This is a genomic window from Patescibacteria group bacterium (assembly GCA_041665585.1).
GTDB lineage: Bacteria > Patescibacteriota > Gracilibacteria > JAHISY01 > JAHISY01 > JAHISY01.
Window position 1 is genome coordinate 94482 of the sequence record JBAYIN010000003.1, and the last position, 13680, is coordinate 108161.

Annotated in this window: 11 protein-coding genes; 9 read left to right on the forward strand and 2 right to left on the reverse strand. The window is 45.8% G+C overall.

Going from position 1 to position 13680, the window contains the following annotated elements; translation table 11 throughout:
- The first annotated feature begins 68 nt into the window (after positions 1 to 68).
- From WCV72_02760 to WCV72_02775, 4 genes are read left to right on the forward strand one after another with little or no spacing between them, the layout of a single operon-like run.
- Entirely contained in the window at positions 69 to 1820 is a 1752-nt protein-coding gene (locus WCV72_02760; GenBank protein ID MFA6458289.1) for a hypothetical protein, read from the forward strand.
- Between the two features lie 3 nt (positions 1821 to 1823).
- Entirely contained in the window at positions 1824 to 3197 is a 1374-nt protein-coding gene (locus WCV72_02765) for a hypothetical protein (GenBank protein ID MFA6458290.1), read from the forward strand.
- Positions 3198 to 3245: 48 nt separating this feature from the next.
- Positions 3246 to 3719, forward strand: coding sequence for a hypothetical protein (locus tag WCV72_02770; protein ID MFA6458291.1), 474 nt, complete (start codon positions 3246 to 3248; stop codon positions 3717 to 3719).
- Between the two features lies 1 nt (position 3720).
- Entirely contained in the window at positions 3721 to 6756 is a 3036-nt protein-coding gene (locus tag WCV72_02775; protein ID MFA6458292.1) for a hypothetical protein, read from the forward strand.
- On the opposite strand, the gene WCV72_02780 is transcribed toward WCV72_02775, so the two are convergent.
- Positions 6753 to 8354 (reverse strand): FecR domain-containing protein, encoded by a 1602-nt coding sequence (locus WCV72_02780; GenBank protein ID MFA6458293.1) that lies wholly within the window; start codon positions 8352 to 8354, stop codon positions 6753 to 6755. The two genes, WCV72_02775 and WCV72_02780, sit on opposite strands and share 4 nt — an antisense overlap.
- The gene (locus WCV72_02785; protein MFA6458294.1) at positions 8347 to 8961 is read right to left on the reverse strand and encodes a sigma-70 family RNA polymerase sigma factor; all 615 of its coding nucleotides are present in this window, start codon (positions 8959 to 8961) and stop codon (positions 8347 to 8349) included. Before WCV72_02785 ends, WCV72_02780 begins: the two co-directional genes overlap by 8 nt.
- 279 nt (positions 8962 to 9240) lie before the next feature.
- On the opposite strand from WCV72_02785, the gene WCV72_02790 reads away from it, so the two are divergent.
- The 5 genes from WCV72_02790 (at position 9241) to WCV72_02810 (ending at position 13343) form a co-directional block, all read left to right on the forward strand.
- Entirely contained in the window at positions 9241 to 10293 is a 1053-nt protein-coding gene (locus WCV72_02790) for a radical SAM protein (protein MFA6458295.1), read from the forward strand.
- Positions 10286 to 11014 (forward strand): sulfite exporter TauE/SafE family protein, encoded by a 729-nt coding sequence (locus WCV72_02795; protein ID MFA6458296.1) that lies wholly within the window; start codon positions 10286 to 10288, stop codon positions 11012 to 11014. The genes WCV72_02790 and WCV72_02795 overlap by 8 nt, the downstream gene beginning before the upstream one ends.
- A 1-nt stretch (position 11015) precedes the next feature.
- Positions 11016 to 11783 (forward strand): SDR family NAD(P)-dependent oxidoreductase, encoded by a 768-nt coding sequence (locus WCV72_02800; GenBank protein ID MFA6458297.1) that lies wholly within the window; start codon positions 11016 to 11018, stop codon positions 11781 to 11783.
- 288 nt (positions 11784 to 12071) lie between these two features.
- Positions 12072 to 12422, forward strand: a complete 351-nt coding sequence (locus WCV72_02805; GenBank protein MFA6458298.1) for a hypothetical protein — start codon at positions 12072 to 12074, stop codon at positions 12420 to 12422.
- 21 nt (positions 12423 to 12443) lie between these two features.
- Entirely contained in the window at positions 12444 to 13343 is a 900-nt protein-coding gene (locus tag WCV72_02810) for a hypothetical protein (GenBank protein ID MFA6458299.1), read from the forward strand.
- Positions 13344 to 13680 lie beyond the last annotated feature (337 nt).

A 13680-nucleotide genomic window follows, 5' to 3' on the forward strand; every position in this document is an offset into this window, starting at 1 on the left:
TTATGATAAAATAATCAGATTCAAAAACCTACAAGGTCGACTTTGTCGCAAATTTTAACACCAAAAAAGTGCCCGATACTCCTCCTGCAAAAAATGTCGAAGGGATGAAAACTCAAATCAGCCAAGAATTGATAGAGGCAAAAAAAACTGATTTGGCTGAAAAAATTAAGCCAATCCACGATAAAGAAAAGGCTGAAAAGATTTTTTGGAGTGTGCGCGAACGCGGTGATTTCGTCGCGCAGCTGAAAAATGAAATGAAAGGCGATCAATCGAATGAGCAGCTTTTAAGCTTAATTTCAAACGAAATTGACAACGAGCTCACAGAAAATAAGTTCGACGAAGCAGCAAAAGATTATGAGGGCAAGGATCGAAATAATAAAAAAATCGATGAAAATGCTACTCGCAACGAAATCGAAAATTCTTGGGAAAAAGAAACCAATGATTTGAAACCAGAGCAAAGAGCAAAGTTAGAAAAAGATGTCGAAACTCTAATCCGCGAAAAAGGCTCAAATATTGATAAAGGCGAGGGCAATGCCCAAATCGACATGATGGTCACAAAAGATGAAGCTCAAGAAATCGCAGAATTTATAAAAACCGAAGCAGCAAAGATGAAAGACGCAAATAAAAATGAAACCAAAGCCAACGAGCCTGAAAATCCTGAAGCGATCATCGCCGCAGCCGAAGCAAAATTAAGTAAAACGCAGATATTGGAATGGGCGAATAAAAAAGATGCAAACGGAAAATTCGAACAAAAAGATGCGGACAGCTTAAAGAAGCTAGCAGAAGAGGGCAAAGAAAAGCTCAAACCCGCTAACGAAAAGGTTGAAGCGTTCGCCAAGAACTTTGGACTTAATCCTGAGATAGCGAAAACTGCGCTCTTGAATTTGATTGCTTTGGATACTGGCTGGTTTGGTATTGCTGAAAATCAGACAACGCTTGCGACTAATTTAAAAAACTTTGAAACTCGTTTTTCTACTGAGAAGCAAGAAAAAGAGCCCGGCGACTTTACTCGTTTCTCGACTGAGGTTCAGAAAAAACAACTTGAGGACTTTTTCAAATTGAAAGGAATCGAAAAATGGAAAGACAATCCAGACTGGCTAGTGCGCTATTTCGCTTTCGATAATGTCGCCGAAGATTTGGGAGATTTTGACAAATTGATTCAAGCGCGCGAAACCAAGGAAAAAGCTGGCGAAATTGTCCCTCCGATCAAAGTTGCGGAGCAGCAAGTCGAAGTCGTCGCACCAACTAACACGCCAGAGAGCAAGAGTGTTGTGGACAAAATCACACAAAGTCTCGAAAAAATTAAACAGACTGGTGGTGAAATCATTGATGCATTTTCGAGTGGCGACTGGAAAAAAGGTTTCGGCAAGATTTTGGAATTGCTTTTTAGCGATATGTTTTGGGATGCAAATAAAGAATGGATTGGGAAAATCTGGATTGCCGGACCAGCAATCGTCAAGGCTCGTGAGGATGCGGTCAAAACTCAAGCTGCCGAGGCGAACGCTGCTGCGCCTACTCCTGCCCCCGAACAAACTCCCGAACAAAACCCTGAAGAGAAAATATTAAACGACTTCCTTGGTCCCAACGCGAAATCGAAAGGTCTAGAAACAGTGAGCATGAAAGAATTTTTGGCAGAGAATGCTGATTTAGATGCTTTCGCCAAAGTTGAAAAAACTGGCATCGAAAGACCCCGACTGGAAAAACTACGCAACGAACTTCTGAGTAAGAGTAATGCGAACACTTTAAAAACTGAAGATAAAAATGTCTTCGTTTTTCTGCAAGAAAAACTTAAAGAAAAACCAGATTACCTAAAAGCCTAAAAAATGATTTCATTCCAAAAAAATCTCGCCCAAGATTTAACTCAGCGACTCGTCTGGAAAAATTCAGCGGAAAATCAGCCAGTCGCCGAGACGCAAGAAATTGGGGGTAAAAATTTAGAAAAAAAATCTGCACCGGCGAAATTAAACACACCAGAGCAAAAAAAGGAAATGCAAGAATTGCAGGCTCGTGAGCAAGAGTCGAAAGCTGAAGACCAAAAAAAACTCACTGTAATCGAGCAAAAAATCGCCGCAGCAGGAACAGGTCCAGAAAAAAACAAAAACTCCGAAGACCTCAAGGCAGCAGTCGAGTCGCGCGAAATTCCAGCCGAACTACAAAAAATGTCACGCGCGCAGATTCGTAATCTCGAACGCAAAAACCCAGAACTGCTTTTGAAAACTTGTTTTTGGAAAATCGAGGAAGGAGACAAGCTCACGCCAATCTCAAATTCTAGCGAATTGAAAGTCGGCGACAAAGTTAAATTCTCAATCAACGAGGCAAACGGCAAAAATAAAAATCTCGAAATGGGTGCTGGTTTACGCACTTTGCCGGGAAATATCAAAGTCGTCGAAATCAGTGGCGAGAAATTTTTTCGTGCTAGCGAGGGCGGTCCATTCGTCGACAAAAATGGCGAATACCGTGCAGTTCGCTCGCATACAAACGAGACAATCATACTCGTCGAGCCGACTGCGGACGATCAAAAAACAATCGAGCAACTCCGCAAAACTCGTGGCCAAGAATTTGCGCGCAACGATGTCGGATTCGCGCTCGATGATTTTTTGGCAAAAGCAAATCTCACACTCACTCCAGAGTCGGTCGATAAATTCTTGGCTGAAATGCAAAAAGATCCAACCGCCAGCGCAGACATGAAAGCCGTCGCCAAAGAACAAGCCGAGTCGATAAAAAAATTCGCTGAACTTTGGAAGGATTTTAATGTCGCGACCTACAAACAAGGTATTGCCTCGATTGAAAGTGGCGGCCGCTACGATGCCGATAATCATGGTCGCGGCGCAAACGATACTTGGAATAAACGCGCGCTTGGCAAATATCAATTCACTGTCGAGACACTGAATGGAATGGATGTGCCAATTAAAAATGAAACTGATATCACTGCGTTCAAGCAGAACGACCAATTACAAGAAGAAATCATGGATCGCTTCACGAGCGAACACATTAGTCGCGTCCGCGATAATCCTAGCGTCGTCGCGCAAATCGGTAAAGGTGCTTATTCAATCGATCAAGTGCTGGGTGCGATGCATCTCGGTGGAGCCGGAGCACTAAGCAAGGTCGAACGCGGTCAACTGGGTGGAACTGATTACATGGGAACTTCTTATGCTAATTATATGGACAGACTGAAACAACCAAACAAAACAACCTGAAATAACAGCTGAAAATCTGATTTTTCAAAAAAATAATTTGATCTCAAAATGACGGACCAAACTCAAAATACCGGCTTCGCTCCACTCCCCGACGAAAGTTCGAGCGGCAAAATACCCTTCGCCCAAATCGCGACGCAACAGATTGCAATCACGCGCGCGGATCTGGAGAAATTTGGGATTGACGAAAATCTAGCGCGGGAAAATCCGGCGCTCATTGATTTGATTTTGAAAACCGAGTCGATGAAAGACGAGGAGCGCAAATATTGGTTTCAACTCCTGCCTGTGATGAGCGAAGAACAAGTCGGCAAATTGCAGAACATCCTGCAAAACGAGCGCGATCAGCTCACCGAGCTGGATAAAAAATATGAGACCGAAGTCGCCCAGCTGAATACGAATGCGCCGAGCTGGGATCCGGCGAAATTCCGCGCGAAACGCGAAGCGGTCGCGGAAGCGGAGGAAGCAGAAGACGCCAAAGAAAAAGACAGTGAAGCCGACATTTTGAACCAGCTCAATAATCTCTGAAATGAAAATTCACGCAACTTTTCCCGAAAATGAAATCGACCCGCGCGAGTCGCGGCTGATTTTCATCGATGCGAATGCTGGTGGAGAGACTGACCAGACAACCGAAAACGCCGAAGCTGATTATCGACCGGATGTCGAAGACTGGAAAAATGAATCTTACGCAGCCTACGAGAAACACTTAATTGAGGCGCAGCGTTTGGGCAAAGTTGAAGCAGCCGATGTCCCTGGAATGCTCGCGCATGCCAAGCGGCAATTTGAAAAATGGAAGCGAGAAAAACGAGAAGCAACTTCGACTTCAGCTGAGACAATCAAAAAAAAGATTGAGGATGCGCGCAAAATTCGCTCGGACAAAAAATTGATTGCGAAAACAGTCGATGCGGTGAAGGAAGGATTTTTGACCGATGTGGCTGAGATTCGCAAATTCGTGCGCCAGGAGATTAATAGTTTTTTAACAATCGAAGCCGACGACATCGCTGATTTCCAAGACCAAGCTTTCGAGGAATTTTTGGATTTTGAGACTGAGATTTTGGACAGCATCACGGCACTGCTGAAAGACAAGGATTATGCCGCAATCCAACAATCCATCGAGCGCGACAAACAACGCGCGAAGGAGTGTTATCGAAAATTACGCGAGATTTTTCACGATGAGAAAAAGCGGAAATTTCTCGAGCTGCTTTCTGACACGAAAGGCATCCCGGCGATGGAAAAAATGCAGATCAAATCGCTAAGCGCGCTCGCAAGCAGAATGGAAGGGCGCTGGGAAAAAAGCGAATCGCTAATCGGGATTGTCGACGGTGGCGAATTGAGTCAGCTCGAGCAAGCACTCGATGCCATCAAGATGATTTTCGAGAAATGGGAGAAAATCAAAGACAAAGATATCAAGAGCCGCGATGCGCTGCTCAGTGAGTTTTTCGAGTACGAAAAAAGGCTCGAGAGCTTCGCCGTGGACATGCGCGAAAATCCGCCGCGCGGAATAGAGTCCGCGCCATTTATAGAAATTTGGCCGGATCATTTTCAGCGCCGCCGCAACGACGCCATCAAACTAAAGGAGCTAATCAACGCCGACAAGAGCAAATCGAATTTGCGCATTGCTCAGGCTTTTTTGGAGGGCAGCACGAAAGAACTAAAAGACTTGGAAGACGAGCGCGCCCGCATCGGTGCGAGAGAGAGAATCGCTGAGAAAGATGAACCCAAAAAGACTGAAAAACTACCAGATAAACGCAGCACTAGCACGCCGGATCTAGGCATGAAAGGCGCGACCGGACACGAGAAAAGCAACGCAATCAATGATTTCGGTAAGGCGTTCTTCGGCTTCGTGACAGCGCACGGTCGCATCCAGTGGTACAGCTTTCACGACATCAGTGAAACTTTCAAGCTCATCGGGAAATCTTGGGCGAAACATACCGAATCGTATACCGAAGATAAATCGGGAGCCTTGGCAAAGGAACTGATGTTTTGGAAACAAGAAGTTAAGCGCCGCGTCCATGAGACTGATTTGATCGCTGAGAAAGGACGCGCGGACGAACGCAAAAAACGCTACAAAAACCTTTCTTATGAAGAGCTCGTCGCGGAACTTTGCGATCTCCCACCGCGAGACAAAAGGCGCGCGATTCTCGAGACGCTCGCCGAGCGCGGCAATCTGCGCATGAGTGACCACCGTCTCATCAATAAGGTGACGAATAATTCAATCACGGAAGAACAATGGATTTACGCTGACTCGACTTGTGACTACATCGAGATTATTCGAAAGTTCAAAGAAAAAATTGATCACTATTTCCTGGACGAAGTGGGCTACGGTCAGCAACTCATCGACATGCAGACGAGCGGACAAGCGAACAAGGAATCACTCGGGGAGAAATTGGGCGATCACAGTATCACCGGCTCACCGGCAGCCGAATCCGCGATGGTCGCAGTCCAGATAGACAACGCCGGTCTCGAGGGTGACAATGTCGTGACCGGACTGATCAAAAAAGGTTTTGGGCGTGGCAACAAGCACACCGACAACGGTCAAATGACCACGATGAAAATGCGAACCGAGAGCAGTGACGAAGCCATTATTCGTGACAATGCTACTGCGGGTCTCGATGCTCTCAAGATCGTGGACGGATACCTCAAAGGGCTACTATCGGGTCAAACTATCCAAGGTCTCAGTAAAAAGAATGAGGCGGGCTACACGCCGTATGCAGCTTTTCAAGATGTTTTGATTACGAAAGACAAACGCGACCCAAGTGATAAGTCTCGTGCAATCTCAAGCTTCGAACTCTGGGGCTGGATTCGTGACGGCAAAATCACCAATCTCGGTCGGCGCCAAATTATTAATTTCTTCGATGGTCGCGTTGCCTTTGACGGCGAGAACAATATTATTTACATCGCGGATAATTCAGGAACCTATGCGCGCCACTCAACGAAATATACTTCGATTTCAGACTTCCGCGGTCTCGGTATCCCGGTCGCCGATAAAATGCGCACGGCCTGCGTCAAGGCTGGCGGTGTAGAAATTTATGACAACGCCACGCAACGCGCCAACGACAAAAACCAAATCGTCGGCACTCAGCAAGAAGTGACTTTCCTCATCAAAGCTGCCTGCGAAGAAATCGAGGATGGTGTCACGATGGTGCGCTACGGACAGACCGACATGAAAAAGAAAGGGCAAGTTCGCCTGGAAAAAGGTACTAAGGCCCTCGAAATCATGTTTGGAAATATCGTGAAAAACACTGAAGATCGCGATATTTTCACTCGTGCCGATGGTAATCCAGCTTACGGAATCATGTACCGTAAAAAAGATATTAATAACAAAACAACTTATGGAGAAATCGCTGATGAAACTAAGGTAAACAAAAATCTCATCGAATTCCTAGAGTATTATCTCATCAATCTCGCCCACCTCGACCAATTTTCTCCAAGCCATTACAATCGCGTGATGCGCGCTTACAATAACCTCACCGATAAGAGCAAAATTCTCTCCCGTGAGCTGCGCGATGCGAAGAACAGTGCCGACAAACAGGAGATGCAGAGACACTTCGGCAAGGCTGCTTAGCCGCCGATGTATTCGCTCACGCGCGCTTCCATCGCCGCGATTTTTTGCCCAATTGCTTCGGCAAATTTCGGAGCGACCGAGTCCTGCAGTCTCTCAAGTATTGGAATGAAAATTGGCTGGTTTTGCATTTCACTCAACAGCTGATTCGCACTCTTGAGCGAAGCAGTGTTATCGAGCTTGCCGAAAAGTTCGGCAGTCAATTCGGCGGAGAGACGGTCGACGAGCGGCTGGACTTCGGCGTGCGCGAGCTCCCCGGCGCGCAGGATGGCGAATAGATTGCGAAGTCGTCCGGACGGCGCGTAACCATCACGCGCGAGAATCTGGAACTCCGGTACGCCGCGCAGTTTTTGTGGCGCGGTGAAATAATAATTCAGGATTTGATCGACCCGAGCAGCCTGCTGCAAATCCGCAAGTGCGCTCGCGCGACCCGGACCGTCGGGATAATTTTGCTGGAGAAAATCCGTAAACGCTGCAAGCTCATCGCCCTCGACCGACTCAGCTCCACCCGCTGCCAGCAGGTCGGATAATTTGGCGCGATTCGTCTCGAGTGTTTGCTGCGCCACAGCTTGGTCACCGTTTTCTGCGGCAATCAGCGCATCGAAGCTCCACACTTTGACTAGCTCGAGGTCAGTTTGAATTTTGCTCAAAGCCGGCAACTCCGGAATTTCTGCCACGGCGACCGTGGGCACCGTATCGGCGAAAGTGACCGACTCGCCCGCCGTGAGCGCGACCGCTTCGGAATCATTGGCGGATTTGACTGCGACGGAATCTTCGGAAGTCTCGATCTTGGTGCTGCCTGTCGTCGGATTCACCGCGACGGAAAATTTCGCACTCGTCGCCTCGACTAGCCCAGTCGAAGTTTCGACGGCGAAGGAGGAGTCCGACTTCGCGACTTCGGCATCGACCGCACCGGAAAGCAGCGCGACTTTGACCGAGCTATTTTCGCGAGTCAGCAAATCCGGCTTGAAATCAGTGATCTCGACTTCGGTTGATTCAGTGAGAAACATTTTGCTCGCATCGTAAAAAGCGAGTTCGGCGGTGGAATTTTCACCGACACGAATCGTGTCGCCGAGCCGCACGGTCGCGAATTCGCGCACATCTTCGAAGAAAGGTGAATCGGCGACGCGGATTTTGACGATGCCGGAACTGACGGAAAGCTGCGCGACTGCAGTCTGCGTCTGAGAAATGAAAGTCGTGAGCGTGATGCCACCGGCGAAAACGAGCAGCACGAAGAAAGCCGTCGCCTGCCGCAAGACTGCGAACAAGCGGAAAAAATTCCGCGGCTGAAAATGCTCACGCGTCACCTCACGCAAATTGTGACGCGGCAAAACCTTCGGCAGATTGAGCAAAGCCTCGGCAATCGCCGCGAGCAAATCAAGCAAACCGGAAGAATGAACTTTCTGTCCGGACAATTTCAGATCAAGCAATTCTGCACTTCTCAATTCTTCACACTCGGCGGCAATGTGATTTAAAACCCTTTTTTTGATGTTCGCGCGCGTCGCAGCATCGAGCCGCGGTCGCACGAAAAGACGCAGCAACGAACGCTCGAAACGCGCCGGTTGTGGAGATTCGGAAAATTTGCGCCAAAAACTAAACATCCTCTGCTGTTTTAAACGCCAAATGTTCACTTTCGTTACTACTTTGTCCCTGCTTCTCGAGTAAATCTTTTAATCGGTTGAGCGCGCGGAACTGGATGACCCGCACGGCACCGACCGATTTTTCGAGAATCTCGGCAATCTCGTCGTTTTCGAAACCATTGACGAATTTCAGGACGACGACTTGCTGCTGTAATTCCGGCAACTCTCGCAGTGCGAGAATCAGTTTTTTTTGCTCGAACTTATTTTCGAGCGTCGCGCTCGGATCAGCGGAACGGCGCATCTCGGGCAAGTTGTCAGAAAGCTCGACTAATTCCGTCTTGGCATTCACGCGGTAAAAATCGACGACGGCATTGTGCGCGATACGAAAAAGCCAGGCGTTAAATGAATTACCTTTTTGCTTGTGATACGAATGACGCTTCTCCCAAGCCCGCAGAAAAACCGTCTCCGCCAAATCCTCCGCTTCGTGCTTGGGCACGCGGTAATAAATGTAGCGGTAAATCGTCACGACGAAACGGTCGTAAATTTCGCCGAAAGCCTCGGCGTCATCTTTTTGGGCACGCCGAACGAGGGATTCAATTTCGCGAAGTTCTTTTTTTGTGAGTGCCATTTCGCGATTATTTTAGCGAATTACCCAAAAAGAAAGCGAATCAAGTTTACAAGTTCAACCACCAGCCGAACTCGAAAAATTTCGTAGCTTATTTCTAAAAAACAAATTGGGGCTGAATAATATCCTTGCTCGAGAGCATTGACAGCCGCGGCGGTGAAGTAGAAATTACATCGCTAGTAGCATTTAGTTATGTCCACCAAAAGCCTTTTCTCGCCCGCACTCACTCAGGCAAAATTCCCGGCTCAATCTTTTTGAGCTGTTTTTTTAATTCCATTTACCATGGATAAAATCGTCACAGGCACGCCGGCATACGCTGAACAAAAAGGTGAATGGGATTACAACAACAGGCTTCATAACCTAGCGATGACACTACCCTTTCATTGCAATATTGCGTGCAGAAAGTGTGCAAACGAAGGATTAAGGAATCCAGACCTGGTCGACAGACCAGAGCAACCGCTTTTGTCTTTTGACGAAATAAACGATGTTGTAAAAGAGTTTAGTGAAAGCGGTGGCAAGACAATAAACATCATCGGCGAAGGTGAGCCATTTCATCCGGCAGAATTACCAAGGTTAATTCATACAATTGAGCAGGCAGCAAAGAATAACTTGCGGACAATAGTTTTTACTAATGGAACATTGTTAACTGAAGAGTTGATAAATTTTTGCAAGGACAATCTAGTCACGATAATGTTCAGTGTTGATTCGCTCAAAAAGGATTTATATAAATATTTATCGGGTAAAAGCTGTGACGGTAATTACAATAGACTGATGCAAAACATCCAAAAAACTTGCGAGATTTTTAAAGACACGCAGGAAGTGTTTGAAGATGTAGTCATGCCGACAAGGAGAAAAATAGCAATGCGGGTTGGCATGAACACAGTTATTTCTCAGCACAACTGGGGAGAGCTGGATGATATTAAAAAATTTCGAGAATCAGAGATGATCCACATTTATGGCGCACCATTTTCAAAAGGGTCACTGAAAGGCTCCGAAGATGAATTTGTCGGAGAGCCGGAAAATTACAAAAAAATTGTAAGTCGCACACAAGAACTTTCAGACACTGGCGGATGCTGCAGTTATTCGAGAGAATTGAGGCGTTGCACTTTTATGAACAACGGAATCATCATCAACAATCGCGGCGATTACGGTGTTTGTAATTACAACACCGGAGTACCCGAATTTGGCAATTGGCGCGACGGAGGAAGAATGAAAGACATCGAGAAAAGAATCCACAAAAAAGTTGATCGCTTTTTCGCAGATCAGGGTGATTTTTACTGCATCACTCGACACGATAAATCCGATAAATTCATCGGAACAAAATTTGATGACTAGCCTCATCTTAATCGCGTTTTTGGCGGGAATGCTAAATGGCGTCGGCAGTAGTGGCGGAGCGCTAATGCTACTAGCCTTAATATCTTCCGGATTCACGCCAATGGTCGCTGTTTTTGTGAATAAAACTACTTGTCTTTTTGGCGGGGCAGTTTCGGTCATCAAGCTGCGTAAACACACCAAAAAAGAAAAATTATTCAAAACGCTAATCACTCTCCTCGCTTTTTCGGTTATTGGCTCAGGAGCGTACCTAATTTTTGACGAAAAATCATTGTCTATAATATTTTCGATTCTGATTGCTTTTTTGATTTACAAATTAGTTCGAAAGGAAAAAAGACTTAAATTTAGCCGATTAAAATATTTCTCCGCGATTGCTGGCGCAGGACTTTACAATGGAATTTTCGGAGTAGGTATGATTCCAATCACCGCTTCGGTTTTCAAAAACTTTCGAGGATTCAGCCAAATCGAGTCGATCGCAAATGCGATCTTGATGAATTTTCTCTCTGATTTTGTTCTTTGCGGAATTTTCATTTTCGGTTTCAATTTGCTCGAAGTCCAAAACATCATCCCAACGATTTTGTCGATGATTGTTTCAATCTCACTCGGAAATTATTTTGGAAGTTCGCTGGCTCTGCGAATCGATAAAAAATGGCTGAAATTAATTCAATTAATCACACTTTTTGCCCTACTTGTGTTTTTAGTTTTAAAATACGCTTTTAATTAAAATGAACAAGCAAAAACCCCTAGTCGTAATCACTGGCGCAAGCGCCGGCATCGGCGCGGCGACCGCGCGGAAATTCGCAGAAAATGGCTATAATTTAGCAATTTGCGCTCGTCGCAGTGATAGACTCGCACTCGTAGCGGATGAGTGCGAGAAACTCGGCGCGGAAGTTTTGGCGAGCGAACTCGACATCGGCGAGCAAAAAAATCGTGAGAATTTCGTCAAAGATATTTTGGCAAAATTCGGCAAAGTCGATGCGCTCGTGAACAACGCCGGGATGGCACTCGGCTTCGCGAATTATTTGAACGCAGAAATAGCCGACATCGAGAAAATGTTCGCAGTGAATGTGGTCGCTTCGTTTGAGATGACGCGACTAATTCTGCCAAAAATGCTTGAACAAAAATCAGGGCATTTGATTTTTCTCGGCTCAATCGCCGCCCACCAAAGTTATGAAAACGGCGGCGGTTATTGCGCGAGCAAGCACGCCCAGCGCGCGCTCGTCGATTCACTGCGTCTCGAAATCGCCGACCAGCCGATCAGAATTACAAGCATCGACCCGGGAATGGTCGAGACCGAATTCAGTGTCGTGCGCTTCGGCGGTGACACTGAACGCGCGAAAAAAGTTTACGCGGGAATCAAACCCCTAGTTGCTGAAGACATCGCGGAATGTATTTTTTGGGCGGCCAGCCGACCACCGCATGTGAATATCGCTGAAATTGATGTTTTCCCGGTACACCAAGTCGGAATGTCGAAGATCTGTCGGGAAAATTAAACCGCGACACCATCCCAGCGTAATCCCGCCGCGTTCAATGTGCCTGTCGCCCGCAATTCGTCATGATTCGCCGCCGAAAAATTTTGTAGTTTAATTGCGCTTTTCCCAAAAACAAATTGACACTGAATAATATCTGTGTTCGAAAGTATTGACAGCTGCGGCGGTGAAGTAGAAATTATGCTCCGGTAGCATTTAGTTATGTTCACCAAAAGTCTTTTTTCGCCCGCACTCACTCGGGCAAAATTCCCGGCTCGGTTTTTCTGAGCCGTTTTTTTAATTTCATCTACCATGGCAGAAACAGCTGAAAAATCTCGTGGACACGAGATTGACTGGAAGCGTGTTGCTCGTGATGGCATCGCAGCATTGCTTGGCGCGCTCGCAGTTTTGGTCGCGGCGGACAATGCGCACGGTGGAGCAGAAGGCGATTTCAGCAAAGTTAAAACACAATTAAAACAAGCTCTTTCTGCTTCAGAAGCTGAGGCAGCGACATTGGATGATGAGGCTGAGGAACATAAAGCGAAGGCTGATGCGGCGCAAAAAGAAATTGATGAATCAAAAAAAAGGAGCGAGGAAAATCGTCGCAAAATGCGCGAAATTGTAGAAAAGATAAAAGCTCAAATGGAAGCTGAAAAAAAATAAAACTTGCTAAAATAATCTCAGATGAATTTAGAAGGTAGTTTGTCGAATCCCGAAAAACCGAGCGCAACGAGTTTTCTCGCTGAATTTACTTTTGAGCAGCAGCAAATATTGAAAGATGCGGGAATTGAATCCCAAGAAATTTTAAAAGTAGCTTTGCTCGATCCCGAATTCAAAAACAAATTCGAAGCTGAAAAATCTGAAACCGATATTCAAAGGGAAAATACCGAAATCAAAAAAGAAGAGATCGATTTAACTGGCGAGAAAGTTCAAGAGAAAAAGGGACACATCGAAAAACAATCTCAAATCAATCGAACACTTTTGCAGACAGAGATGTTGGAAGGGCAAACGCTGACTCCAGAAAATGCAGCAGTTTATGAAAAACAGCTTGTCGCATTGGCTGAAGATTTGGACGAAATCGGAATTGCCGACCGCCAAGTTAATTTCCAATTCAAAGACCGTGGTTTCAAAAGCGAGAAACGAGAAATTATTTTTGGGACGAAGCCGGTCACGCTCGATCTCGGCAGCGGTAAAATTTTCGAGGGCGTGCAAGAACTTTCGGAGAAAGATTTACAGACTCGGACAATCCGTTCGCTTTTTTACGAAAGCGGAGATAACGATTTGGGAGACCTTGATCTAGCAGAATTTAAAAATATTGCTCAGGAAATTAACCCTGACAAGAATGAAACATTCACTCCCCTGGTTTGGAAAATTCTCGGCGGATTGGCGGCAGAAGCCAAATACGATCTCGCCAGTCTCAAGACTCAAAAGATATTGGGCTCGGATGGAAAAATAAATCTCGATCAAATTAAAAATTGGCTCACTATCAATCGCGAGGAATTGAGTCGCGGCAGCACAATCGATGCTGCCAGCCTACGCTGGAGAGAAGAACCAACTCCAAAAAACATGAACGAGGTGGTGTGATTCGTTCGCTTGAATTTTCCATTGCAAATTTCTGAATGCTGCTGATTGCCATGTGTTGTTACGCCAACATTTTAATGGCAGTAAATAACGCAAAAAAACAAGGCTCTTGGCATGGAGCATGGGGCATGAAGGGTCATTGGTTCGGAGGGTCATTAAGTCGCTAAGTCTTTAAGCCATTAAGTCGTTGAGTGGATTTTCTAAAATCGTGCCGGTGCAAAGTAGTGGGTTAATTGAACTTACGGAAGGCTACAAATTTTTACAATTTTTAATTTTATAAATAAATCCTAAGTCCAAATTTTTAAAAATTAGAAATTGAAATTTATTTAAAAATTACAAA

Bases quoted from the DNA above. Each gene is read 5' to 3' on its own strand.
- WCV72_02765 (MFA6458290.1), top strand. From the start codon at position 1,824: ATGATTTCATTCCAAAAAAATCTCGCCCAAGATTTAACTCAGCGACTC.
- WCV72_02770 (MFA6458291.1), top strand. From the start codon at position 3,246: ATGACGGACCAAACTCAAAATACCGGCTTCGCTCCACTCCCCGACGAA.
- WCV72_02775 (MFA6458292.1), top strand. From the start codon at position 3,721: ATGAAAATTCACGCAACTTTTCCCGAAAATGAAATCGACCCGCGCGAG.
- WCV72_02780 (MFA6458293.1), bottom strand. From the start codon at position 8,354: ATGTTTAGTTTTTGGCGCAAATTTTCCGAATCTCCACAACCGGCGCGT.
- WCV72_02785 (MFA6458294.1), bottom strand. From the start codon at position 8,961: ATGGCACTCACAAAAAAAGAACTTCGCGAAATTGAATCCCTCGTTCGG.
- WCV72_02790 (MFA6458295.1), top strand. From the start codon at position 9,241: ATGGATAAAATCGTCACAGGCACGCCGGCATACGCTGAACAAAAAGGT.
- WCV72_02795 (MFA6458296.1), top strand. From the start codon at position 10,286: ATGACTAGCCTCATCTTAATCGCGTTTTTGGCGGGAATGCTAAATGGC.
- WCV72_02800 (MFA6458297.1), top strand. From the start codon at position 11,016: ATGAACAAGCAAAAACCCCTAGTCGTAATCACTGGCGCAAGCGCCGGC.
- WCV72_02805 (MFA6458298.1), top strand. From the start codon at position 12,072: ATGGCAGAAACAGCTGAAAAATCTCGTGGACACGAGATTGACTGGAAG.
- WCV72_02810 (MFA6458299.1), top strand. From the start codon at position 12,444: ATGAATTTAGAAGGTAGTTTGTCGAATCCCGAAAAACCGAGCGCAACG.